The sequence below is a fragment of the Acinetobacter sp. YH12255 genome (assembly GCF_013417355.1).
Lineage (GTDB): Bacteria > Pseudomonadota > Gammaproteobacteria > Pseudomonadales > Moraxellaceae > Acinetobacter > Acinetobacter pseudolwoffii.
The window spans coordinates 58526-84084 of the sequence record NZ_VPEC01000009.1 but is presented as its reverse complement, the minus strand read 5'-3'; the positions used below and the strand labels follow the sequence as shown (position 1 = coordinate 84084).

General features: G+C 44.6%; 16 protein-coding genes, 5 tRNA genes and 1 pseudogene. 14 read left to right on the top strand and 8 right to left on the bottom strand.

Annotated elements, in window-relative coordinates; genetic code table 11:
* Positions 1–30 precede the first annotated feature (30 nt).
* Positions 31–2067: an NADPH-dependent 2,4-dienoyl-CoA reductase gene (locus tag FTV30_RS05840; protein ID WP_005096393.1), complete on the bottom strand. Its 2037-nt coding sequence runs from the start codon at positions 2065–2067 to the stop codon at positions 31–33.
* A gap of 140 nt (positions 2068–2207) precedes the next feature.
* Complete coding sequence (locus FTV30_RS05835) at positions 2208–2561, bottom strand: hypothetical protein (RefSeq protein WP_180001179.1); 354 nt, start codon at positions 2559–2561, stop codon at positions 2208–2210.
* Positions 2562–2809: 248 nt separating this feature from the next.
* Here FTV30_RS05835 and argG point away from each other — a divergent pair, with 248 nt between their 5' ends.
* The gene (gene argG / locus FTV30_RS05830; RefSeq protein WP_100328771.1) at positions 2810–4150 is read left to right on the top strand and encodes an argininosuccinate synthase; all 1341 of its coding nucleotides are present in this window, start codon (positions 2810–2812) and stop codon (positions 4148–4150) included.
* Between the two features lie 65 nt (positions 4151–4215).
* Here argG and FTV30_RS05825 read toward each other — a convergent pair whose 3' ends face one another.
* Positions 4216–5496 carry a diguanylate cyclase gene (locus FTV30_RS05825; RefSeq protein ID WP_180001178.1) on the bottom strand — a complete coding sequence of 427 codons (1281 nt, stop codon included), beginning with the start codon at positions 5494–5496 and terminating at the stop codon, positions 4216–4218.
* Between the two features lie 151 nt (positions 5497–5647).
* On the opposite strand from FTV30_RS05825, the gene pyrC reads away from it, so the two are divergent.
* The 12 genes from pyrC to FTV30_RS05765 all read left to right on the top strand — a co-directional run bounded on the left by pyrC (position 5648) and on the right by FTV30_RS05765 (position 15285).
* Complete coding sequence (gene pyrC, locus FTV30_RS05820) at positions 5648–6682, top strand: dihydroorotase (RefSeq protein ID WP_034608601.1); 1035 nt, start codon at positions 5648–5650, stop codon at positions 6680–6682.
* Positions 6667–7326: a ribonuclease T gene (rnt, locus tag FTV30_RS05815; RefSeq protein WP_034608604.1), complete on the top strand. Its 660-nt coding sequence runs from the start codon at positions 6667–6669 to the stop codon at positions 7324–7326. The genes pyrC and rnt overlap by 16 nt, the downstream gene beginning before the upstream one ends.
* A 20-nt stretch (positions 7327–7346) precedes the next feature.
* Positions 7347–7422: transfer RNA gene (locus tag FTV30_RS05810), tRNA-Glu, on the top strand.
* A 163-nt stretch (positions 7423–7585) separates the two neighbouring features.
* Positions 7586–10114 (top strand): TonB-dependent siderophore receptor, encoded by a 2529-nt coding sequence (locus tag FTV30_RS05805; protein ID WP_180001177.1) that lies wholly within the window; start codon positions 7586–7588, stop codon positions 10112–10114.
* An 80-nt stretch (positions 10115–10194) separates the two neighbouring features.
* Complete coding sequence (locus FTV30_RS05800; RefSeq protein WP_167381251.1) at positions 10195–10344, top strand: hypothetical protein; 150 nt, start codon at positions 10195–10197, stop codon at positions 10342–10344.
* A gap of 209 nt (positions 10345–10553) precedes the next feature.
* A tRNA-Glu gene (locus tag FTV30_RS05795) sits at positions 10554–10629 on the top strand.
* Between the two features lie 112 nt (positions 10630–10741).
* Complete coding sequence (locus tag FTV30_RS05790) at positions 10742–12154, top strand: amino acid permease (protein WP_180001176.1); 1413 nt, start codon at positions 10742–10744, stop codon at positions 12152–12154.
* A gap of 81 nt (positions 12155–12235) precedes the next feature.
* Complete coding sequence (locus tag FTV30_RS05785; RefSeq protein ID WP_180001175.1) at positions 12236–13141, top strand: alpha/beta hydrolase; 906 nt, start codon at positions 12236–12238, stop codon at positions 13139–13141.
* A gap of 131 nt (positions 13142–13272) precedes the next feature.
* Positions 13273–13348 (top strand) — tRNA-Glu (locus FTV30_RS05780).
* Between the two features lie 24 nt (positions 13349–13372).
* Positions 13373–13448, top strand: a tRNA-Glu gene (locus FTV30_RS05775).
* 46 nt (positions 13449–13494) lie between these two features.
* Positions 13495–13570: transfer RNA gene (locus tag FTV30_RS05770), tRNA-Glu, on the top strand.
* Positions 13571–13863: 293 nt separating this feature from the next.
* Positions 13864–15285: an iron-containing redox enzyme family protein gene (locus tag FTV30_RS05765; RefSeq protein ID WP_180001174.1), complete on the top strand. Its 1422-nt coding sequence runs from the start codon at positions 13864–13866 to the stop codon at positions 15283–15285.
* Positions 15286–15348: 63 nt separating this feature from the next.
* Here the strand turns inward: FTV30_RS05765 and FTV30_RS05760 are convergent.
* From FTV30_RS05760 to FTV30_RS05740, 5 genes and pseudogenes are all read right to left on the bottom strand, one after another.
* A pseudogene (locus FTV30_RS05760) lies at positions 15349–16592 on the bottom strand (NADH:flavin oxidoreductase/NADH oxidase family protein).
* Between the two features lie 129 nt (positions 16593–16721).
* Positions 16722–17732: an ABC transporter permease gene (locus FTV30_RS05755; protein WP_074383046.1), complete on the bottom strand. Its 1011-nt coding sequence runs from the start codon at positions 17730–17732 to the stop codon at positions 16722–16724.
* Positions 17732–18778 carry an ABC transporter permease subunit gene (locus FTV30_RS05750; RefSeq protein ID WP_180001173.1) on the bottom strand — a complete coding sequence of 349 codons (1047 nt, stop codon included), beginning with the start codon at positions 18776–18778 and terminating at the stop codon, positions 17732–17734. Before FTV30_RS05750 ends, FTV30_RS05755 begins: the two co-directional genes overlap by 1 nt.
* 24 nt (positions 18779–18802) lie before the next feature.
* Complete coding sequence (locus tag FTV30_RS05745) at positions 18803–20605, bottom strand: extracellular solute-binding protein (protein WP_180001172.1); 1803 nt, start codon at positions 20603–20605, stop codon at positions 18803–18805.
* 40 nt (positions 20606–20645) lie between these two features.
* Positions 20646–23879 carry a LysM peptidoglycan-binding domain-containing protein gene (locus FTV30_RS05740; protein WP_180001171.1) on the bottom strand — a complete coding sequence of 1078 codons (3234 nt, stop codon included), beginning with the start codon at positions 23877–23879 and terminating at the stop codon, positions 20646–20648.
* A gap of 207 nt (positions 23880–24086) precedes the next feature.
* Here FTV30_RS05740 and dnaQ point away from each other — a divergent pair, with 207 nt between their 5' ends.
* A complete protein-coding gene (gene dnaQ / locus FTV30_RS05735) occupies positions 24087–25463 on the top strand; it encodes a DNA polymerase III subunit epsilon (RefSeq protein ID WP_005171851.1) in 1377 nt (458 codons plus the stop codon).
* The last annotated feature ends 96 nt before the right edge of the window (positions 25464–25559 follow it).

The following is a 25559-nucleotide window of genomic DNA, read 5'->3' as shown; positions in this document are numbered from 1 at the left end:
TGATTAACTGCATATAGTTTCATCAAATCCCTACAATTTGGCGGCCAATTCGGCTCCTTCACGAATGGCACGCTTGGCATCCAGCTCGGCAGCCAGTTTAGCCCCACCAATAATATGATATTGTGCCAAGGTATTTTCCCCGGCAAGTGGCATCAAATCTTTTACCGACTCCTGCCCTGCACACACTACAATACTATCCACACGCAATAATTGAGCGTGGCCATCCACCTCAATCCATAAGCCTTCATCTGTGACAGATTTATATTGCACACCGCGCAACATGCGCACCGCGTGTTTTTTTAATTGGGCACGATGTACCCAGCCTGAAGTCTTGCCTAAGCCTGCGCCAAGCGGTGTCTTTTTACGTTGTAATAAATAAATTTCACGAATAGGTGCTTCAATTTCTGCACCTTGCATGCCGCCTTCACTGACATAATTTGGATTCGGGTCTACACCCCATTCACGTTTCCATTCATTCACAGGTTGCGGCTGTACCTGATGAGGCGGCTTTAACAAAAACTCGGACACATCAAAACCAATACCGCCTGCACCAATGACCGCAACACGATCTCCGACTGGCGCACCGCGTAGTACTTGTGCATAAGACAAGACTTGCGGTGCCTGACTGCCTTCGATCTTAAGCGCTCGCGGCACGACACCAGTCGCGACAATGACTTCATCAAAACCTTCACGTTCCAGCTGTTCACGGTTCACTTGGGTATTTAATCGCACATCAACGCCGGTTTTTTCCAATTGGACTTTAAAATAACGAATCGTTTCGTGAAACTCTTCTTTCCCCGGAATGACTTTAGCCAGATTAAACTGTCCACCCACTTCATGACTGGCCTCAAACAGCGTCACATCATGCCCGCGACTGGCTGCGACTGTGGCCGCAGACAGCCCTGCAACACCACCACCGACCACTGCAATACTTTTGGCTTTTTTGGTTTTGACATAGACCAGTTCGGTTTCATAGCCGGCACGTGGATTGACCAGACAGGTTGCGCGCTGGTTTTTAAAGGTATGATCCAGACAGGCCTGATTACAGGCAATACAGGTATTGATTTCATCAACACGATTGGTCGCGGTTTTATTGACCCAGAAGGCATCTGCCAAGAATGGACGTGCCATCTGCACCATGTCTGCCTGGCCGGAAGCCAGAATTTCTTCAGCAGTATCTGGCATATTGATCCGGTTCGATGCAATGACCGGCACCGCCACGTGCTTTTTCACTTCAGCGGTATAATCGACAAAAGCTGCACGCGGTACAGAAGTCACAATGGTGGGAATACGTGCTTCATGCCAGCCAATACCGGTATTGAGTAAAGTAATCCCCGCCTTTTCCAAAGCTTTAGCCACGGTAATCACATCTTGCATGGTATTGCCATCATGTACCAGATCCAGAAGCGACAAACGGAAACAGATAATAAATTTTTCGCCAATTTCCTCACGAATCGCTTTGACAATTTCTACGGCAAAACGCATCCGGTTTTCGATCGGGCCACCCCAACGGTCAGCACGCTGATTGACATGCCGGCTTAAAAACTGATTCAGCAAATAGCCTTCAGAACCCATGATTTCTACGCCATCATAGCCGGCTTTTTTTGCAATACTGGCCGTTCTGACATAATCCTGAATGGTATTCAGAATCTGTTTATCTGACATTTCACGTGGTTTAAAGGGAGAAATCGGCGACTTGATCGGGCTGGCCGAGACCACAAAAGGCTGATAGCCATAACGTCCGGCATGCAGAATCTGCAACAGAATTTTGGCACCATGCTTATGCACTGCATGCGTCACCAAACGATGCGGCGCAATGTCCCCCAAAGTATTCATGGTACCGCCCGCCGGTAACAACCAGCCTTGACGGTTGGGCGATATTCCACCCGTAATCAGCAGACCTGCGCCACCCTTTGCACGCTCACCAAAATACGCAGCCAGTTTGGGATAATTATAAAAACGATCTTCTAGGCCAGTATGCATCGACCCCATCACCACCCGGTTCTTAATGGTGGTAAAACCCAAATGCAGTGGCTTTAAAATGTTGGCATAGCGCGTCGTAGTCATAACAAATCCCTGATTATATTTGGCTGAGCAAGTCATTCCCTTACTTTAACTGATTTTCAGTGGCTTTTTATGACCCGGAGTTCAGCATTTTCAGGCACAAATATCAATCTTTAGAAGAGGATCACTTTCTATTTGGCGGATTAATCCTGCCATTGTCGCGCGCTAGATTTCCATAATGCAATCACGCCCAATACTGTACCAATCGGAAAACTCAGGAGCATCAGGATGGCCATAATTCTGGATAAAGTCCGTCCTGAACCATTGCCCTGCTTCACCTTGAGACAGGCCTGTATATTTAAAACAATCAGTATCAACAAAATTAGTAGGATCATTCCCAGACTCAGCATGGAAATCGCGGATTGCTGATATTCCAGATATAAAAAAGCAATCGTACTAAAAACCAGCAAACCGGCATAAATCCCATGCAACAGTGCCAGCGTTTCATTCTTGGTTTTAGGATTTAAATTAGGTAAGGGTGGGATATGAGTCGCCATGCATTTATTCCTGTTTTATCTGAGTTTTTAACTTTATTCGGCTGAATATAGCGAATTTTTAATTTTTTAGCAGGATTCTGCTCAAAATCGTGCAATTTATGATTATTTAAGCCTATTGAATATAGATTTTAAAACGAGTTTTTCTTTTCTAAAGCAAACCTAAATAAATTAATGATACAATTGAGACAATATGTATTTTTTCAGGCCACCAATTCTGGCGTGCCTATTTCATATCATTAGGATGAACAATGTCTGATAATGCAACTATCTTGCAGAATGTCCCAGTAGGTAAAAAAGTTGGTATTGCCTTCTCTGGTGGTCTAGATACTTCTGCTGCTCTTTTGTGGATGAAACAAAAAGGCGCTGAACCTTATGCTTACACAGCGAACTTGGGTCAGCCAGACGAAGACGATTACGATGCGATTCCAAAAAAAGCTGAAGCTTATGGCGCAGTAAAAGCACGCTTAATCGACTGCCGTTTACAGCTTGCATTAGAAGGCATTGCTGCAATTCAATGTGGCGCGTTCCACATTTCAACTGGCGGTGTTCCTTACTTTAATACGACTCCTCTTGGTCGTGCTGTTACAGGTACCATGCTTGTCACTGCCATGAAAGAAGATGACGTCAATATTTGGGGTGACGGTTCTACTTACAAAGGTAACGACATTGAACGTTTTTACCGTTATGGTTTGTTGACCAACCCTGCGCTTAAAATTTACAAGCCTTGGCTAGACCAAACCTTTATCGATGAGCTTGGCGGCCGTGCAGAAATGTCGCAGTTCCTGATCGACAACGGTTTTGACTATAAAATGTCAAAAGAAAAAGCCTACTCAACAGATTCAAACATGTTGGGTGCGACCCATGAAGCCAAAGATCTTGAATACCTGAATGCGGGCATCAAAATCGTGGATCCAATCATGGGCGTTGCCTTCTGGAAAGATGACGTAGAAGTTAAAGCTGAAGAAGTATCGATTACTTTTGAAGAAGGTTTCCCTGTGGCCATCAATGGTCAACGTATCGAAGATCCAGTTGAGTTCATTCTTGAAGCAAACCGTATCGGTGGCCGTCATGGTCTAGGTATGTCGGATCAAATCGAAAACCGTATTATCGAAGCAAAATCTCGCGGTATTTATGAAGCTCCGGGTATGGCGCTGCTTCATATTGCTTATGAGCGTCTTGTGACCGGTATTCATAACGAAGATACCATCGAACAATACCGCATCAACGGTTTACGTTTAGGCCGTTTGTTGTACCAAGGCCGCTGGTTCGATTCTCAAGCGCTGATGTTGCGTGAAACTTCACAGCGTTGGGTGGCTAAAGCCGTGACCGGTACTGTGACTTTAGAACTGCGTCGTGGTAATGATTACACCATCATGAACACTGAATCTCCTAATCTCACTTATGAAGCTGAGCGTTTGACTATGGAGAAAGGTGATTCTATGTTCTCTCCAATGGATCGTATTGGTCAGTTGACCATGCGTAATCTGGACATTACCGATACCCGCGCAAAACTTGGCATCTATACAGAAACTGGTTTGCTTGCAGTGGGTACAGCCTCTGCAGTGCCACAACTGAAAGACAAAAACTAAGTTTTGTTTTTGTTAAAAAACCGCTCTTGATGAGCGGTTTTTTTATGGATAGTTGTTCTTGATGTTTAAAGCATCGAGCCATTGGCGGTATCTGAGTTGACGGAACGAAGTGATTGATAATAAATCTTATTGCGCCCAAGCTGCTTGGCACGATACAACGCCTGATCTGCAATTCCCAATAATATATCTTTATCAGTATCTGTTTCACCACGATAGACGGTAATGCCTAAACTGATGGTAATATGTCTCGCAACCAAAGATTTTTCATGGGGAATTTCCAGACGGTCAATCGCCTTGAAAATATTTGAAGCTACGGCATAAGCACCATGTGCATCTGTTTCTGGCAATAACACAACAAACTCTTCCCCGCCATAACGCGCCACAAAGTCCATATGACGGATCGCATTCTTGATGGTTCTGGCAATGGTTGAAATAACATCATCGCCTTTCTGATGCCCATAAAAATCATTATAGTTTTTAAAAAAGTCCACATCGATAAACAGGATCGCCAAGGCAGTGTCTTCACGACGGGCCCGTTCAAAATACACTTCAAGCGTTTCATCGAAAGTTCTCCGATTGGAAATCTTGGTCAGTTCATCATACTGGCTTAAATGTAACAATTCGGTGGTATGAATACGCTGGATCTGCTCACTGATTCTGGCCCGGATACTGTATAAAAAAATCACACGCTCACGCGCGAAAATCATATGACTAATTACATAACCCAGTAAGCAACTCCCAATCAGAATTCGCCCAAAAACCAGCGGATTAAAGTCTATGGCCATGATTGATAATACAATAATGGTCGTTGCTGCAGCGACCAGTCCGGTGACCAGCATCTGTACAGGCTTAATACCGGTCAGGATATAACCCAGAATATAAATAATGGTGACGATTGCCATCGACTGATGTTGTAACGCTGGGGTTTTAACCAACATCGTGATACAGGAAATCGACACCAGCATCCAGAATACCAACAGCATCGAAGCCTGTGGAAAAAAGCGCTTGATCTTGGGTAAACAGGAGAACATATAAAAGATGATTAATGACACGCCGCCATTGAGCAGGCCCAGCATACACAGGACAAAATCATGTACGAAATATTCTTTGCTGATGCTCCAGTAATCTGTAGGAATCATTACCACTAAAAAAAGAAAATAGGCTAGTACTCCAGCCCACACATATTTTTCGACATGTTTGCGGGCGCGTTCCAGATTTTTGGTCCAGAATTCTTGTTCCAGATTTTGAGGGAAGACCGGGCCTACACGCTGGCTTTGGCGTGTAATTAATTCTTCTATGTTTTCCTTGTCATCTTGTAATTTCGCTAAACTGTACTTGTATTCCATTGCAAGTATTTATGTAATTTTTTTAGTAATTTTAAAATAACATACTTTTTCAAATTAATTTATAGATATCCCTTATTTTGTAGCGCTTTCTCATTACCATTTTTGCTATAGATGGATTATCATTTGTTTTATTTGTTCGACTGAATTTGCCTTGAATACGATTACGATTCTCCAGCCAGATGATTGGCACGTTCACCTGCGTGATGGTTTAGCACTTCAACGTACTGTTCCCGATTTAGCCAGACAGTTTTCTCGCGCAATCTGTATGCCGAATCTGGTACCACCTGTTAAAACCGTTGAAGAGGCCAATGCCTATCGTGAACGCATCATGGCGCACGTACCTGAAGGGATAAATTTCGACCCGCGTATGGTGCTGTATTTCACAGACAACACCCCGGCAAGTGAAGTTAAAAAGATCAAAGAATCTGCGCATGTCAATGCCATCAAGCTCTATCCTGCGGGTGCAACCACCAATTCTGATAGTGGTGTCAGCGACATGAGCAAAGTGTATGGCGTAATTGAGCAGCTTGAAGAGCATCAGGTACCTTTATTGCTGCACGGTGAAGTGACACATAATCATGTCGATATTTTTGACCGTGAAAAGCGCTTTCTGGATGAAGTCCTCGCACCCTTGCTCAGACAGTTCCCTAAGCTGAAACTGGTGTTAGAGCACATTACTACCAGCGAAGCAGCAAACTTTGTGCTTGAGCAAGACCGTAATGTCGCTGCAACCATTACGCCGCAACATTTATTGTTCAACCGTAATGACATGCTGGTGGGTGGCATCAAGCCGCATTTCTACTGCTTGCCAATTTTAAAACGTCAAACCCATCAGCAAACCTTGCTGGAAGTGGCGACTAGTGGCAATCCTAAATTTTTCCTAGGCACGGACAGCGCACCACATTCAAAAAATGCAAAAGAAAATGCGTGTGGCTGTGCAGGATGTTATAGTGCGCCGACTGCCATTGAGCTGTATGCTCAGGCATTTGATCAAGTGGGTAAAATTGAACGTCTGGAAGGTTTTGCCAGCCACTTTGGTGCAGACTTCTATGGCCTGCCACGTAATACCAGTACCATTACACTGGTTAAAGAAGATCAAGTAATCCCTGAAAGTTTAGACTATTTGGATGGTGAACAGATTATTCCGCTCTATGCGGGTAAAACCATTCAATGGAGAAAAGTGTGACAAATGAAACCCTCCCAATCATTGGTCAACGTTTTCGTGGATTCTTACCTGTAGTTGTCGATGTCGAGACGGCAGGTTTTAATGCACAGACTGATGCATTGCTGGAAATTGCGGCCATTCCGATTGTTTATAATGAGGATGGCCAATTTGTGCCGGGCCAAGCTTACCATGCACATATCAATCCTTTTGAAGGGGCCAACCTCGATCGCAGGTCACTGGAATTCATCGGCATTGATCCATCGAATCCGATGCGGATTGCCATGGCTGAAGATGAAAAAACCGCATTAAAGCGTATTTTCAAATCGGTCAATGACGTGCGCCGTCAGCAAAACTGTACCCATGCGGTTTTGGTGGGTCACAATGCACATTTCGATTTAGGTTTTGTTCAGGCAGCAATTGCCCGTACCGGCACCAAAAACCAGAACCCGTTCCATAGTTTTTCTGTGTTTGACACGGTGACCTTGAGTGCGGTGATGTTTGGTCAAACCGTACTGGCGAAATCCTGTATTCAGGCCGGGATCGATTTTGATGGCAAAGAAGCTCACTCTGCGTTATATGACACACAGAAGACGGCTGAACTGTTTTGCTATATTTTAAACAAACTCGCGCCTCACCTGCTTGACACTCTGGTGGCGGATCAATAAGATACCGCCATCTTCTAAACGTCCCTATCGTCTAGAGGCCTAGGACATCGCCCTTTCACGGCGGTAACCGGGGTTCGAATCCCCGTAGGGACGCCATATATTTTCCTCCCTTTTCATATTTTTATTTTTCAGCGACTTAAGCTGCTTAAATCTTACACATTTAAAGCCCAATTAATGCAAATAATTCTCATTACTATTGATTGTAGCAATCAAGTTAATGATAATCGCTTTCATTATCTTTCAAAGATTTAACCTTCTCATGCGTTTTGCCTACTCTTCACTTTCACTTGCTATATTGGCAGCTTTATCAACCTCTAGTTTCGCAGAAGAATCCAGTTATCAAGAATCTGTCCCCAATAAGGCAACGCTTAAGTTCAACACGATTATTGTCGAAGCTCAGCAAGGAAATGAAGTTGGGAAAACGGTTTATAGCAAAGAAGATTTAGCAAAAACGCCGAATAGCTCAAAGAATATAACTGATTTTTTAAAGGTGAATCCGAATGTGCAGTTTAGCCAATCACAGTTAGCAGCAGGCTCACAAGGTGAACTTAAACCCTCTGAAATTTCTATCAATGGTGCTCAAACCTTCCAAAATAATTTTATTGTGAATGGCGTATCCAATAACCTATTAATTAACCCTGCTGATGGTCCAAGTAACTACAATACATTTAGCACTGGCTCTCAAGCGATGGCTGTCAATACAGACTTACTGTGTGATTTGGAAGTACTCGACAGCAATGTTTCTGCTGAATATGGTCAGTTTACCGGTGGCGTGGTCAATGCAAAGACCTGTGCACCACAAACTGAAATTAGAAAAATTCATGGTACTGTCACATATGATTACACAGAAAGTGACTGGGCTCGCTTTAATGCTGTTAGCCCATTAGAAGAAGAGCTCTTTGAAGAGCCGACTGAAGCCTATCAAAAGGAATATACCAAACAAGGTTTAAGTGCCAATATTTATGGCAAGCTTTCAGAGCAATGGGGGTTTAATAGTTATGCATCAAAACGTAAATCTATTATTCCTGTAATGAGTGGTTATGATGACCCGAAAAAAATTGATCAAGAACGCAGTAATACCAACATTGGTTCAACCTTCTTCTATAACCCAAGCGAGACAGTGAAAGCTAAATTTGGATTTGATTATGCTTTACTTGACAGCTTGAATTATGCTGAAAGCCGTCGCAACTCAGCCAGTACGCTTGACACAGAAACGACAACAATGTTTTCAGAGTTAGAACACCACATAGGATCTGTAACATTAACGCATAAACTCAACTTCCAAAGTGCTGATAATGTCCGAAACTCAGAAAACAACTATGGTTTTATTTGGCATTATGCTGAAGGCAGTAAAGATTGGACCGACTCAAAAACCGTATCTGAAGGTACGCTTTTTGGTCAGCTAGAACAAAATCAAACTGCGCTCAACTACGACTTAAAAGCAGCCTTTGATCCATTCAAAATTGGTACGACTCAGCATAAGATTACAGCGGGTACAGGATACACTCATGCAGAAGTGGATTGGAAACGTGCCTCTGATGTATATATGTCAAATGTTTCAGCTGTCAATATGAAAAATTTAGCTAACAATACCTGTTTAGCTGATGATGCTTTATGCGATGCGACACCCACGATTCAAGGTTGGACAGGACAATATGTCGCTGCAGGTTCATTGTATAAAGCTGGACAATTCTCTGCTCAACAAGACCGCTTCAATGCTTTCCTTGAAGACAACATTCAATGGAACGATCAATTATCGACCCGAGTAGGTGTCCGTGCCGACTACGACTCTTTAAGCGGTAATTTCAATATTTCTCCACGTAGTTCCGTGTCTTATAAGCCCTTTGCGAATGACAAACTGCAATTTTTAGCAGGCTGGAATCGTTACTATGGTCAGCAAACATTAGGCACCGAACTCAACGATGGTATTGGTGAGTTGATGTATAAATTCTCACGTGAGAATCCGCAGGCGGACTGGGTCACATCTGCAACGAACTCAGCAAATGCCACACGTCGCTCTGACCTAGACACACCATTTAGTGATGAAACTGTTTTGGGTATCAACACCCAATTACATTCTTGGGATTTAGGTCTTAAGTGGGTGAATCGCAAATACCAAGATGAAATTTCACGTACCCACACCGATATCCCAAAAGATGGTTTCAACTTCTCTTATGAATATAGCAATGATGGTCATGGTGAAGCCGACATCTACACACTCACATTAAAAAATCGTGAAGCTTTGAAATTCGCTAGTACACAGCATTTCATTGCTTTTGGTTTTGACTATAGCGATGTATTCCGCAGTTATACCGATTATACCGACAAATTCATAACCGCAGATCAAGATGAACTCGTGTCCTATAACGGTAAAATTATGCATTGGTCAGAGCGTCCTGCACAAAACTTCAACCAACCATGGACTGCCCGTGTAAATTGGGATATTGCTTTCGATCACGCACCAGTAAAACTTTCAAACTTCTTTAGCTATAAAGACAGTTACGACGATATGATCACAGTGACCAGTAAAGATGACAAAGTAGAATATGAAGGTAATCTTCTTGATACTTATATTGCTTCTGAAATTAAACCTAAATTTATCTTGGATATGCGTACAACTTATGATTGGAAACTTTCAAAAGATTTACATGCAATCTTTGGTTTAACTATTAACAATGTAACTAACCGCACCAACACGTATACCACCAAATCAACAATCGCAAGCAAACCAAGAGTTATGACTGAAATCGGCCGCCAGTTTATCGCCGATGTCACTTTCAAATTCTAAGTTTTATAAAGAGCACTCCGGTGCTCTTTTTAATTTGCTTAGGCTATAATTAATGCAATTTCGTACTTTGTCTATGTGCCATGTTAAAAAAGATCTTACTGGTTTTACTGATTTTAGCTCCTTCACTGCTTTATCTTTATATCGTGAACCGTGAAGAGAAAGTAGAAACACCTGTCGAGCAGACTGCTCCTGCGCATAACTCGACAGAATACCAAACACCCGATCATTAAAATCTGGCTGTTTTAAACTCCTGCCAGCCGCGGGAGTTTCATTTTCCGCCTAAATGACGAGCAAATAAGCCCAATCATTCGACTTATTTAAGCCCTCAATAAAATTAATGCATTACTCCTGTTTAATGTTTGAACTTTTAGCGCTTTTTTATATAAAAGCCTTTTGACAAAAACCAATTGAGTCCTTAATATACGCATCACCTCGCAACGTCCCTATCGTCTAGAGGCCTAGGACATCGCCCTTTCACGGCGGTAACCGGGGTTCGAATCCCCGTAGGGACGCCATCTATCGATCGCATACGATCAAGCCTTATTCAAAATTATTATTAATACATTGCAGATTTGTAGTTTTTCACTACAATAACTCGCTTCATTCTTCTGATTTTTTTCAACTCCTATGCACTCATCTCCGAATGATGCTACGCATCAGGGCAATTCTGCGCCTTTAAAACGCGCTATGAGTACTCGACATCTGGTCATGATTTCGCTTGGTGGCGCAATCGGAACAGGCCTATTTTTAGGGTCGGGTGAAGTCATTGCACAAACGGGGCCTGTAGGTGCCATTATTGCTTATCTCCTGGGCGGCATTATCGCTTACATGGTTATGCTCTGTCTGGGCGAACTTGCTGTTCATATGCCAGAATCTGGTTCATTTGGTGCTTATGCCAAACGTTATATTGGACCGGGTACAGGCTATACCATCACTTGGTTATACTGGCTGACCTGGTCTGTCACTCTGGGAACCGAATTTACTGCAGCCGCCTTGCTGATGCAGGAATGGTTCCCGGATATTTCCATGTGGTTATGGACCATTATTTTTGGTGTCTTTGTATTTAGCTTAAATATGATTTCGACCAAATGGTTTGCCGAATCCGAATTCTGGTTGGCACTGGTGAAAGTAGTCACTGTTGTTGCCTTTATTGTTTTGGGCTTACTGGCCATCTTTGGTGTTTTGGGCTATCAGGGCTACGAAGCTGCGCCTCTATTTACCAACCTGACGGCCCAGGGCTGGTTCCCTGAAGGTCTATTCCCAATTTTTGCGACCATGCTGATCGTGAACTTTGCCTTTTCGGGTACAGAGCTGATTGGTGTTGCGGCGGGTGAAACTGAAGATCCTGCGAAAAATGTCCCTAAAGCCATTAATACTGCAATTTTCCGCTTATTAATTTTCTTTGTGGGGACGATTATCGTAGTGACGGCCTTACTCCCACATCAGGAAGCTGGCTTGGCAGCTGAAGGTGTCAGTAGCAGTCCATTCGTAACAGTATTCCAGCACATCGGTATTCCTTATGCTGAAGACATCATCCGCTTTGTGATTATCACTGCGTTACTTTCTGCTGCCAACTCGGGCTTATTTGCCGCTTCTCGTATGATGTGGTCATTGTCCTACAGCAAACAGTTACCTGCCGTATTCTCAAGACTCAATGCTCGCGGTGTACCGTATATTGCAGTCATGGTGACCATGCTCGGTGCATTGCCAGGCCTGCTGTCTGAACAGTTTGCGCCAGAAACCATCTTTACCAACCTACTGGGCATTGCGGCGTTTACCATGGTGGTGGTCTGGATGAGTATTTGTTTAAGTCAGTTCAACTTCCGCCGGCAGTGGTATAAACAGGGTCGCACGGTCAAAGAACTGGGCTTTGCAGCACCATTGTTTCCGATTGTGCCGATTTTAGGCTTTGTGTTCTGTTTTATTACCTGTGTCAGTATGGTCTTTGATCCATCAATGCGCATCAGCTTCGTAGGATGTTTGCTGTTTATTGCAGCGTGTTATGCAAGTTATTATGCCTTTTATCACAACAAGTCTTAAGCATCAGTTTTAAAAGAGCGGCTCCGGCCGCTCTTTTTTGTCTATACTGATTGTATATTGGGCAGCTTCAATGGTGCGTCGATGAAAATTGTGTTTATTCACGGCATGAACAAGCAACAGTATACGGCGCCTTCATTACGCCAACATTGGCTGCATCTTCTCAAAAGAGGCCTCAGAAATAACCCGCAACAGCAAGCCCGTTTTAGCTATTTAAAACGGCATATCCGTATCCCTTTTTATGGTGATTTACTCTCTCGACATCATTTGCATAATCTGCTCAATGCCAGCACCTTAATGCCGCAGCAATGGCCGCATTTCCCTTTTCTACATCCGGCACAGCTGCAACCGGCATCGCCACCAGACCAGTGTACCTATCAAATTTGTGACGTCCCGCAGTCGAATATTGATGATGTCCTGAATTTCAATCAAAAACTAAAGTTCATCACAGCATTAAGCAAAGATATTGCCTTGCGGGATTTTGCGGTACTCATTAATTATTTCCCCAGTTTACACGCCAGTTTTTTGCATAAGTTCCTGCTGGAAACCTATCTTTATTTGGCCAATCCGACTTTTATGCAGGAAGTTCATCGGCGCATTCATCATCAACTGCATAGCAGCAAACCACAGATTCTGGTGGCACATTCGCTGGGCAGCGTGATCGCCTATAATTATTTGCTTCAACATCCAGAACTGAATATCCAGCGTTTTATTACCCTCGGATCACCACTGGCATTTCGTGTCATTCAGGCGCATCTTCCGCAACCAATGATAAGACCTGCTGCAATTTCAGGCGATTGGATAAATTTCTATTCACATGATGATTTTCTCACCGCATTTCCACTCTCAGCAGCTTCATTTAATTTTCAGCCTGCCATTATCAATCAGGAAATTCGTACCTTTGTACAACGTCCACATTATATTGCGGGCTATTTACAGCATCCCCAAGTGTTAGCTGCCATGCTGGAATTGCTTAAAAATTCAGCTTAATTTAAATCATTTTCCATTATTTCAACAATATTGTTTTAAATTTACGCACTCAATCCAGAAAATAAAAATTTTTATAGAAATGCGTTTGACACCCCCCTATTTTCACCCTATTATACGCCCACCTCTGAAACGTCCCTATCGTCTAGAGGCCTAGGACATCGCCCTTTCACGGCGGTAACCGGGGTTCGAATCCCCGTAGGGACGCCAATTTTCAGAAGTACATTTTATTAAGTCCCTATCGTCTAGAGGCCTAGGACATCGCCCTTTCACGGCGGTAACCGGGGTTCGAATCCCCGTAGGGACGCCATTACTTCAAGTTAAAAGTAAAGGTTTTAAAATTTATCTTCTGTACTGTCCCTATCGTCTAGAGGCCTAGGACATCGCCCTTTCACGGCGGTAACCGGGGTTCGAATCCCCGTAGGGACGCCATATTCGAGATGGCAACATCTCAACAAAAAAGCCCGGGCATTGCGACTTGGGCTTTTTTGCATTCTGAATATTTAAATATAATTTTTTACCACTCATTAAAATATGCTCTTCGTTACATAGGCTGCCATGTAATTCATATTTTACAATTTGCATTCTTTTAACATTTCTATTCATATAAATATCCGTTCATTTTCATTTAAAGCAATACACCAATAAATTAGAACAAAAATTCAACATCTAGACGTCAAGTCGCACGTTAAGGTAACTGAAGAGATATCTGCAAGGATCAGATTATGTTCGTCAGCACAGAGTTAAGTTTGCCTTTATCGCCAAATAATAATCATAATTATCAATTTAAAAGCTTTAAGGATTGGGTCGACTTTTTTCAAGATACTGAAATCTCGACGAATATCAAAACCGAACAAGCTGAATCTTATTTGAGTGATCTGATTAAAAAACTGAATATAGAAACACTTGAATGGCTGGATCAACCGGCACAAGTTGAACAGCATCTTTTAGAACAACATCATCAAATTTGTGCCAAGTTTCAGGCTTATCTGGGACGGCGTAAACAACATCAGGCCCGGGAGTATTTCCCAACGGTTTCACATGCTTTCGAATTTCTATCCAAGGTTACACCGGTTAAACTGGTCGATGGTTCCTGGTTATATTCCACCGTACATAACTGCAATCAACCCAAGCTGAAAGATTTGATCTATATCTATCTGGAAGAACTGGGTCTGGGACATCCACGTGCCAATCATGTCACCATGTATCAGCACCTGTTAAGTCACTATGAGCTGAACAGTTATGCCGAACAACTGGATGCCAGTTATTATGAGCAGGCCGCGGTACAGTTAGCACTGGCTTATGCGCCGGCCAAATACTTGCCTCTGGTGATTGGTTTTAATCTCGGCTATGAACAGTTGCCGCTGCATCTACTCATTACCAATTACGAATTGGCTGAACTCGGGATTGATCCCCATTATTTCAATGTGCATATTACGATTGATAATGCCCACAATGGCCATGCACAAAAATCCCTGCAAGCCTTTATCCAGCATTATGAGAATGCGGAAGATCCGGAGACTTATCTTGATTTGATCAAGCAAGGCTATCTGCTCAATGACATCGGTAAAAGTTCTTCCCAGATTGTGAAAGAGCTGGATATTGAGCGCATGGCCTTAAAAGTATTCCAGAACAAGGCACTGATTGGCCAATATATTCATAATCAGAAATGTCAGTTTAGTGGCAAGACTATCAATGACTGGTTATCTGATTCGGCACAAATTTTCAAGTTCCTGAACGTGCTGATTGAGAAAGGCTGGATTATTAAAGATGCTCCTGTTGAACAGAGCCGTTTCTGGAAAATGATTGATCATCCTGAAGGTAAAATGTTTGGTGTGTTTAATGCAACTGAAAAACAGATCATTAAAGACTGGATTCAGGGGGCAACTTTAGCGACTCGGCTGTCTTCACGCAGCGCAGCGCCGTCTCAGGCGAAAGTTGAACCTGCCTTAAGCCGTATGGATCAACAACGTTTAAATCAGTTAAAAAATCGCTTTATGCGCTGTGAAGGTGCGGAACAGAAAATTGACTTGCTGATTCCCTATACTTCACCGCATATGCATCATACTGAAGTGGGTTTATGGGCAACCCGTCAACTGGGACAGTTATTATTTCCTTTCCAGACCCAGGCGATGCATTATTCTTAACTATGTGATGAATAAAAAACCGGGCATTCTAATTGCCCGGTTTTTTATGCTTAGATGATAAATTTAAGCCGATTTACGCGAATTCAACTGCCCTTTAATTACGGCTTTAACATTGCCTTTAAGGTAGTTCAAAAAGACTTTTAACGGTGACAGTTTTGGATTCGGCTGTTTACCTTTGCAATTTCCTTAAACTGCGCGGCATACCAGATAATTTCCATAATCGCCATTTTGTCAACCAGCGGAATACCGGTTTTAATTTTCTCAACCGCATAACGTACATCTTGCCCTGCAATCAAACGATCACCCAGATCCGGCTCTACCGCAAAAGGTCGGGCGATGCCAACAAAATCACATGCACCACTGTCGAGTGCAGCATTCATGCCGTCGACGGTTCTAAAGCCACCGGTCACCATGATATGGCAATTGACTTCCTGACGGATCTTTTCAGCAAAGTCGAGGAAATAGGCTTCACGGGCAATGGTTGAAGCTTTGCGTTTGTCTTCTTTTACACCAGCCATGGCAGGCGCTTCATAGCTGCCACCGGACACTTCAATGATATCAATCCCGGCTGCATCCATCGCCTTAAAGACATAGATCACATCTTCTTCACTTATACCACCGCGCTGAAAGTCAGCAGAATTCAATTTGACTGAAATAATGAAATTTTCTGAGCTTGCAGCACGGACAGCCTGATAGGTTTCCAGCAGAAAACGGGTACGGTTTTCAATACTGCCACCCCATTGATCCTGACGCTTATTGGTCAGCGGTGACAGAAACTGGCTAATCAGATAACCATGTGCCCCATGCAACTGGACGCCTTCAAAACCGGCCTTTTCACAAATTTGCGCTGAAGTGGCAAAGCGCTGGATAATCTCCAGAATTTCAGTTTCAGTCAGCGCACGCGGTGTGCCGAAGCTGACGGCCAATGCCGGACTAAAAGGCACGGCCGACGGCGCAACTGTTTCTTTATTTAAGCCTTTGGGACACTGACGACCCGGATGTGACAACTGCACCAGTTGTACCATACCCTGCTGCTTGCCCACTTCCGCCCAGACTTTAAGCTGCTCCAGATCACGCTCGGTTTCTACCACCACCACGCCCGGCTCATTCTTGGCACGAAAGTCCACCATGACATTGCCGGTAATGGCACAGCCCAGTCCACCTTTGGCCCAGGCTTCATACAACTTGAAATGTGCCTGATTGGGCTGGCCGGCATCATTGGCCAGCGCCTCACTCATAGCGCCTTTAATAATACGGTTTTTGAAATTGGTATGACGAATTTGAATGGAATCGGCCAATTGGGTCATGATCTGTCCTGATATTACTTTTATTTTGTACTCGTTTATAACGCAAGTCAGGATAATTGACAATTCAACTTGTCAAATTTACACAATTTTCATCTGCTTATTTTTACGATGATTAAAAAGTTTCGTGATTTATTGTCTTGGATCAAAAGCATCACGCACTGCTTCGCCAATATACATCAGCAAACTCAGCACAATGGCCAGACTAAAGAAAGCTGATAAAGCCAGCCACGGCGCATTTAAATTATTTTTGGCTTGCAGCAACAGCTCTCCTAAAGAGGCTGTTTCCGGTGGTAGCCCATAGCCTAAAAAATCCAGAGCCGTCAGTGCGGTAATATTGGCAGTCAGCATAAAGGGAAGTTGTGACAGACTTGAACCGATGACATTCGGCAATATATGCCTGAACATGATTCGCCCATCTCCTGCACCCATACTTCGTGCCGCCCAGACGTATTCCAGATTGCGTGCACGCAGAAATTCAGCCCGTACCATGCCCACCAGAGTGGTCCAGCCAAACAACAGCATGATCAGAAATAGCCAGTAAATATTGGGACTAAACAGACTGACCAGCACCATGACCATAAATAGCATCGGCAAACTGCTCCAGACTTCGAGCAGTCGTTGCCCGATCAGGTCGATCCAGCCGCCATAATAGCCCTGCACAGCCCCCAGCAAAACTCCAATCGCCGCCGACAATAAAGTCAGCGCAAAACCAAATAAGAGTGAAACCCTCAAGCCATACAGAATCCGCGCCAACACATCACGACCCTGATCATCTGTTCCGAGCCAGTTTTGTGCACTTGGTGGCGAAGGCACCGGAACAGCCAGTTCCAGATTCGGGCTTTGATATGAAAATGGAATAATTGGCCAGATCGCCCAGCCTTTTTCTGCAATCAACTGTTGAACGGCAGGATCTTTATACTCGGCTTCGGTTTCAAATACCCCACCAAAAACGGTTTCCGGATAAGATTTTAAGATAGGCAAATACACTGCATGATCATATTTCACCAGCAAGGGCTTATCATTGGCAATCAGTTCTGCGCCCAAGGACATGATAAAAATAAGGCCAAACATAATAAAACAGCCAAATCCCAGCTTGTGCTGCTTAAAGCGTTGCCAGCCTAATTGCATCAAGGACGACATTAGGAGGATCCCCGACGTGAACTGAAATGAATCCGTGGGTCGATCAGTTGATACAGCAAATCGCTTAATAATCGCAATATCAGACCAAGCAAAGTAAAGATAAACAGAGTACCGAAAATCACCGGATAGTCGCGCTGGATGATCGCCTCAAAACCCAAAACACCTAAACCATCGAGATTAAATATAATCTCAATAAACAGGTTGCCGACGAAAAACACCCCAATTAATACTTCTGGCAAACCTGCGATCAACACTAACATCGCATTTCGGAACACATGCCGATACAGCACTGCGTTTTCATTTAATCCTTTGGCCCGCGCAGCCAGAACATATTGCTTACTCAGCTCTTCCACAAAAGAAAATTTCACCAGATAAGTCAAACTGGCAAATCCACCCAGCACCATGGCCAACAATGGCAATGCCATATGCCAGAAATAATCCTGAATTTTCCCGAAAAATGAGAGTTCGGCAAAATTTTCAGAGCTGACTCCCTGTAAGGGAAACCATTGCAGAAAAGATCCACCGGCAAAAAATACAATCAGTAAAATCGCAAAAATAAAGGCTGGAATGGCATAGCCCACCGCCAGCATTAAAGAGGTGATCTGATCAAAAACACTGCCATGTTTTCTGGCTTTGCCGATGCCTAAAGGGATAGACACCAGATAGATGATTAAGGTACTCCACAGACCTAAAGACAGCGATACCGGTAGTTTTTCCCAGATCAGATCAGTCACAGCCTTGTCTTTAAAAAAACTAGTGCCCAGATCAAACTGGGCATAGCGCCTTAACATGTCCCAAAAGCGGATATGGGCAGGCTGATCAAAACCATATTGAATATTGATCTGCTCGATCATCTCAGGGGTGAGGCCTTGCTGCCCCTGATACTGTAATCCGGTATGTGTCAAGCCATTGACCTGTTGTGCCTGATAAATCGCTTGTTCCACCGGCCCACCCGGTGCCAGCTGGATCACCATAAAGTTAATCAGCAAAATGATCAGCAAGGTTGGAATCATTAGCAACAGACGCTTGAGTATATAAGTGCTCATGGCACTCCCTGATAGGCTTGGAGCTTAATGCTGTTTGAAATAATTGGCCACACGTTGAGCCTTTGCCGCATCGACCCACCAGTAGTCAATGCCCGCGGAGAGCTTAGGTTTAAGCTTGGGCTGCTGATACATGTTCCAGTAAGCATACCAGTATTCACCCGTACCATAAGTCGGAATATGATAATAACCTGCCCGCAGCAAACGGTCTAAAGCTCGGGTACTGTCAATCACCTGCTCCCGGTTCTGCGCCTGAATTACTTGCTTAATCACCGCATCAATAGCAGGATTCTGAATACCGGCATAATTATAGTTACCGACCTGCTTGGCAGCCTGACTGCTCCAGAACTGTTTTTGTTCCTGCCCCGGTGTCAGGGACTGTGGCATGCTGTCGACAATCATATCAAACTGGTAATTTCGTAGCCGTTCATAATACTGCGCGGTTTCGACCATACGAATATTCGCCTGAATCCCCAAACGTTTTAAATGACGTAAATAAGGCATCAGATGACGCTGCTGTTCCACCTGATGCAGCAAAAATTCAATCTTGACCGCTTGACCGGAAGCATTGACCAACTGCCCCTGTTGATAACGATAACCGGCTTTTAACAGCAATTGACGGGCTTTTAATAAATTCTGCCGGTTAAACCCTGAGGCATCGGATTGAGGATATTGCCAGTCCTGAAGTACAGCCTGACGCTGAACCGGATGAAGCTTCTGCAAATGAGGCTTTAAAATTTGCAGCTCTTGGGCACTCGGCCGTCCACGAGAAGCCAGCTCGCTATTGGAAAAAAAGCTGTTCAGACGTTGATATTCACCATAGAACATGGCTTTATTCAGCCATTCAAAATCGTAAGCGAAACTTAAGGCCTGACGGAAGCGAATATCGGCAAAGGGCTGACGCCGGGTATTAAAGACCAGACTCTGGGTCGGGACCGGATTTTGATGCCGAAAACGATAACGTTTGACTTGTCCTTGCCGAACCGCAGGAAATTGATAATCCCTGATCCAGCGATTGACCTGTTTTTCCTCATGCAAAGTAAATTGGCCCGATTTAAAGGCTTCGAACTTGATTTCCGGACTACGATAATAACGATACTGGATCCGGTCAAAATTATAACGACCGCGATTCACCAATAGATCTTTGCCCCAATATTGAGGATTGCGCTGATACGAAATACTGCGGCCGGGATCTATGCGTTCAATCACATAGGGCCCTGAACCCAGAATCGGTTTCAGCGTCAGGTCTTTAAAATCACGCCCTTGCCATTGCCGTTTAGAATAAATGGGCATCTGCGCGACAATCATGGCCATTTCCGGATTATGCCCGGATTTAAAATGCATTTTGATTTTTAAAGGTGACAGCACTTCCAGCTGATGTATATCTGCCAGATACATTTGCAAGCCAAAATTGGACTGGGTCTGATAAAGCTCAAAGCTATATTTGACATCTTCCGCAGTTAAGGGCTGACCATTGCTAAAGCGCGCTTTCGGATTTAAATGGAAAATGATAAAGGCGGTTTTCTTGGGGTCAAAACTGACTTTTTCCGCCAGCAAGGGATAATACACCCCGGGCTCATCCAGTGATTTCGACAGCAAACTGTCAAAAATATAGTTGATCCCTTCAGTGACATTGCCTTTGCCATTCATGCTATTTAAATTATCAAAGCTGCCATCGGCCGCCAGAATCAGTGCACCACCTTTGGGGGCTTGCGGATTGGCATAAGGTAAGGATTGCAGATGGCTATATTTCGGTGGGCTATGTAGCGCAATATAAGGCGTGGTGATCAGGGCTGCCCAACTGGTATTCATTACCAGCGGGACAACCATGCTTAAAACAAATAAACTAAAAAATCTCACGATGAATGAATTAGTTTGGCACTTTAATCACATCACCAATACGTAGTTGTGTATTCGGTTTGAGATCATTCATTTCCGCCAGTTGATTGCTGTTCATGCCGTAACGTGAGGCCAGACCGATCAAGGTATCGCCGCGTTTGACTTTATAATCAGTCACCAGTTTTGGAATCTGGATGGTTTGACTGACACGCAATCCGGCACGTGGACTGAGATTATTTAACTCGGCCAGTTCGGTGACCGTAATTCCTAAACGGCTGGCAATCGCATTCAGGGATTCGCCTGACTTGACGGTATAAGATTCAGTTGCTCTAGAAGACACAGGCTTAGCTGCCACTTTCACGTCTTCTGCTTTTTTATCCGTCGGAACATCACCCACAATTTTTAAACGCTGACCAATACGGACGTTACCATTGGCATTCAGGCCATTTAAATCGGCCAGATACTTGACCTGAAGATGATACTGACGCGCAATAGAGCTTAAGGTTTCACCCGATTTCACCACATGCGAATCAGATTTCACATGTTTCGACACCGTTTCAGCCACAGACTCACGCACGGGTTCAGCTGCCTCACCCGTCAGCTTTAAACGCTGACCGACGCGCAGGCCGGCATGACGAGAAATACCATTCAGACTCGCCACCTGATCCATCGACAGATTGTATTTTGCGGCAATGCCGGTCAAGGTATCGCCCGATTGAACTGTATAAGTTTCAGGCACCTGACTGCCGGCCGGAATCTTGATGGTCTGGCCTATACGTAAACCACTATTGGCCGCAAAACCATTTAAAGCTGCCAGCTCAGACACACTGAGCTTGCTTTGACTGGCAATGCTATACAGGGTTTCACCGCGTTTGACCTGATAATTTTCAGTTGCTGTCTGATCAACTTTAACATTTTCAAATGTCTGTTCAGTCTTTTGGGTCGATGCGGTCAGTGCTTCAACTTCCTGAAGTGGCACATTGATTTTCTGTCCCACCATCAAACTGCTACCCGCAGTTAAACCTGAGGTGAATGACGCCAGTTCAGCATTTGACAGTCCATAACGATCGGCAATCAGTTTCAGATATTCACCGCGCTTGACTGTATAGGATTTGGTTTGAACTTTGGCAGCTTCAGCTTTTTTAGCATCTTCTACTTTGGCTTTAGATGCAGCCGTTTCTTTCAGCGACAGCTTCTGACCGACAAATAAACCACTGTTGGTACTTAAACCATTAAAATCAGCCAGCTGTTTGAGACTTAAACCAAACTGGCTTGCCACACTGGTTAGAGAATCATTGGCCTGAACCACATAAGATTCCGGCTTTTCTTTGGCTTTGGTTTGTTCCTGCACCGGCTTGGCATCATACAAATAAATCGTGGTGCCTACATATAGCGTAGAGTTTGGATCGATCTGGTTCCATTTCGCTACATCACGCCAGTTCACCCCATTTTTTGCTGCAATCAGTGCCAGATTATCCCCCGGTAAAACCTTATAGGTACTACGCTTGCCCTTAGGCGCGACCACCACCACTTCAGAATCAGTCTTGACGTAATTTTTACCCTGGTTCAACTGGGCTTCGATCGAAGTCGCTGTGGTATTGTCAGCAACTTCTTTCGGATAAGAGAAGCCTTTGGTAAGTTCCTTGCCTTGCTGCTCAGCCACAGACAGGCTGGTTTGAATAGCCGTCAGCTTGATTTTACCATCATAAGGATCGACAATTTCTGTGCCTGCCGGCGCCAATGCTTTCAGCTCTTCAACTACCTGAGCCTGCTCTGCCGGTGTTGCAACAGGCTGCAGAACGTCATCCACAGTTTTGTCAGTTTCCTGCGCGGTGACGACCTGCTGAACTTGCTGACGCTCGGCTGCAGAAATCGGTGGTTCGACCTGAATCTGTTTCGCTGGCGCTGCCGGTGTCACTGCGACCGGAATACGTGGCGCACTTGGAATCGGCAAATCACTTTGGGCAGCAAAACTGGCCAAGGCAGATGAGCCTCTAGGCGTTGAAATCTTTTTCGTGGTCTGTGCCACTGTATTTGCCGTTGTCACCACAGGTGCAGTCGTTGCAGGCCGAGTACTGGCAAGAACGGGTGGAGTCTGTTTTGCCGGTGTAATCGTTTTCGCATTTAATACGGGAGGCGCAGCTTTGGTCGGCACCACTGGGGTGGTGTTTTTCGGCAGATTGCTGGCACTACTCGCAGATAATCCGCCGGAACCAGATAGTTTTTTCAGCTTTTCATCAACTGAAGGACTGAGGTCAGCAGGAATCAAAATACGACGCGGACTGGTAGGGTCAATATGATCACCACGATGCCCCGGGTTCAATTGATACAGCTCCGCACGGCTCAAACCGGTGATGGCTGCAATTTCATTTAAATTGGCCACGCCTACAGGCACTTCACGGAAATGCGGACGGTTGGCAATTGGTGGCAGGCTCACCCCATACTGACCTGGAGTTTTAATAATTTGTGCAACTGCCAGGAAACGTGGCACATAGCTCATGGTTTCTTGTGGCAGTTTGAGTGACCAGTAGTCGGTCGGCAGACCTGCTGCCTTATTGCGGTTAATCGCCTGCTGAATACGTCCCGGGCCGGCATTATAAGACGCCAGCGCCAGCTCCCAAGAACCAAACTGGTTATACAGACTGCCCAAAAACTCATAGGCTGCACGGGTCGATTCCACCACATCACGACGACCATCGTATAATGAGGTCTGCTTTAGACCATAAATACGACCGGTACTTGGGATAAATTGCCATAAACCTGCCGCCGCCGCACTACTGGTCGCAGCCGGGTCATAGGAACTTTCAATAATTGGCAACAGCGCCAACTCGGTCGGCATGCCACGGCGTTCTGCTTCTTTTACCGTGTAATATAAATAACGTGATGCACGGGCACTTAAGCGGTCCAGATAAGGCTGACGTGAAATAAACCAGCCGCGCTGGGCATCAATCCGCGGATTCCAGACACTTAAATCCATCTTGAAACCCACAGTCATGCGTTTCCAGACATCACCATGTTTCAGAATCTGTAAACGGTCGCCTTCGACTGCACGCATATCCGTTGCAGAGAGTAAATCTTCGAGTCCATCCAGACTGCTGGCATCCAGATATTGTGATCCAACCTGCTTGCTTGATGCTGTTTGGGTCGCACTTTGTGTAGATGAACAGCCCGTCAGTCCTAGAGAAGCAAGTGCAGTTCCCAGTACAGAATATTTTAAAAATGTAGGTAATGTCGGCTGCCACAAAATTGCGGTTGGTTTATACATAAAGAAATCCAAACAACTCGTATATAAATTTATTTTTTAGATCTGCCATTGTAGTGAAGCATGTCGAAGACTCAAGCCAATAATTTACCGCGATTTCACGTTAAATGTTACAAGAAATTAAAAAATCCCGGACATATAGATTGATCGACTGCATTTGCGCTATACAATAAGCCTTCCAGCTTGTTCTATTTTGATCGGATTTAATCTATGTCACACACTATCACACTTTATGTTGATGGCGCCTGTCGCGGCAACCCGGGTTTAGGCGGTTGGGGTGCGTACATTGTTAATGGCCAACAAGAACACAAAATTTGTGGCGGTGAAGACCATACCACCAATAACCGCATGGAACTGACGGCTGCCATCGAAGGCATTCTGTTCTGTGACAAACAGGATAAGCTGGTGATCTATACCGATTCCAATTATGTCAAACAAGGCATTACCGAATGGATTCACGGCTGGAAAAAGAAAAACTGGAAAGACGTCAAAAACCCTGACCTGTGGCAAAAACTGGATGCAGTCTGTCAGGGACGAGAGATTGAGTGGCACTGGATCAAGGGTCACGCCGGGCATGCCGGCAATGAAATGGCCGATCAGCTGGCCAATCAGGGCGCCGATGAAACCCTGAAAAAATCCAAGCAAAGCCCTTCAATATCTGAAGATAAAAAAAAATCTGAACCCGACTGGCTGCTAGATGATCCTTTTGGTCTGGATCTGGCCGAGAGCGAAGAAGAGCTGGACGATATGCAGGAAGAAGAAATCATTGAATTGAATGAAGTTGCCGACCCTGAGCAAAGTGATCCAGCGCTTCAAGAGGTGGATGCAACCGTTGCCAATAGCTCGCAACTACATCCCCAGATTGTGATTACCCCCGCAACCTTACAATTGCATGGCCCGCGACAATTGATTCTGGATACCGAAACCACCGGTTTTTATTATCAGGATGGTGACCGGATTATTGAAGTTGGCGCGCTGGAAATGATCAACCGCAAACTGACCGGCAGCTCGATTCATATCTATATCAATCCGAAAACACCGGTCGGCGACTCGGTCAATGTCCACGGCATTACCGATGAGTTCCTGCAAGACAAACCGTTATTTGAGGAAATCTCTCAAGTATTGTTTGACTATTTGCACGGTGCCGAAATTATCGCGCATAACGCCAGCTTCGATATGAACTTCCTGGATATGGAATTCAAACGGGCAGGTTTTAAAGCCCTGTCCGAAGTTTGTGAAGTAACCGATACCCTGGCAATGGCCAAGTCCAAGCATCCGGGGCAGAAAAACTCGCTGGATGCCTTAGTGCGCCGCTACGAGATTCCAAAGCGTGACCGTACGTTCCACGGTGCCTTGCTCGATGCGGAAATCCTGTCTGATGTTTATCTGGCGATGACCGGTGGACAGGTATCTTTTGATATCGATGCTTTGTCTCATTCTGACGATCAGAACAACCGTTCAGGCATGGCCAGAGTTGAAATTGAACTGCCGGTGATTCTCCCCTCAGAACAAGAATTGCAGGAACATGAGAAATGGATCAAACAATTCGAAGAAAAACATGGAACTGCTTGCCTTTTCTCGAAATAAAATCTACATTTCCGAGCATGCTTTAGGTTAAAAACTACAGTTCTTCAGTTATAGTAAATACAAAGAGGTTCCGCAGCTTTAAGCGGGGCTCATATA

Coding starts and splice junctions, on each gene's coding strand:
- FTV30_RS05840 (WP_005096393.1), bottom strand. CDS start 2,067: ATGACTACGACGCGCTATGCCAACATTTTAAAGCCACTGCATTTGGGT.
- FTV30_RS05750 (WP_180001173.1), bottom strand. CDS start 18,778: ATGAGCACTTATATACTCAAGCGTCTGTTGCTAATGATTCCAACCTTG.
- FTV30_RS05755 (WP_074383046.1), bottom strand. CDS start 17,732: ATGTCGTCCTTGATGCAATTAGGCTGGCAACGCTTTAAGCAGCACAAG.
- FTV30_RS05740 (WP_180001171.1), bottom strand. CDS start 23,879: ATGTATAAACCAACCGCAATTTTGTGGCAGCCGACATTACCTACATTT.
- FTV30_RS05800 (WP_167381251.1), top strand. CDS start 10,195: ATGTTAAAAAAGATCTTACTGGTTTTACTGATTTTAGCTCCTTCACTG.
- dnaQ (WP_005171851.1), top strand. CDS start 24,087: ATGTCACACACTATCACACTTTATGTTGATGGCGCCTGTCGCGGCAAC.
- argG (WP_100328771.1), top strand. CDS start 2,810: ATGTCTGATAATGCAACTATCTTGCAGAATGTCCCAGTAGGTAAAAAA.
- FTV30_RS05765 (WP_180001174.1), top strand. CDS start 13,864: ATGTTCGTCAGCACAGAGTTAAGTTTGCCTTTATCGCCAAATAATAAT.
- FTV30_RS05835 (WP_180001179.1), bottom strand. CDS start 2,561: ATGGCGACTCATATCCCACCCTTACCTAATTTAAATCCTAAAACCAAG.
- FTV30_RS05785 (WP_180001175.1), top strand. CDS start 12,236: ATGAAAATTGTGTTTATTCACGGCATGAACAAGCAACAGTATACGGCG.
- FTV30_RS05805 (WP_180001177.1), top strand. CDS start 7,586: ATGCGTTTTGCCTACTCTTCACTTTCACTTGCTATATTGGCAGCTTTA.
- rnt (WP_034608604.1), top strand. CDS start 6,667: ATGGAGAAAAGTGTGACAAATGAAACCCTCCCAATCATTGGTCAACGT.
- FTV30_RS05790 (WP_180001176.1), top strand. CDS start 10,742: ATGCACTCATCTCCGAATGATGCTACGCATCAGGGCAATTCTGCGCCT.
- FTV30_RS05825 (WP_180001178.1), bottom strand. CDS start 5,496: ATGGAATACAAGTACAGTTTAGCGAAATTACAAGATGACAAGGAAAAC.
- FTV30_RS05745 (WP_180001172.1), bottom strand. CDS start 20,605: ATGGTTGTCCCGCTGGTAATGAATACCAGTTGGGCAGCCCTGATCACC.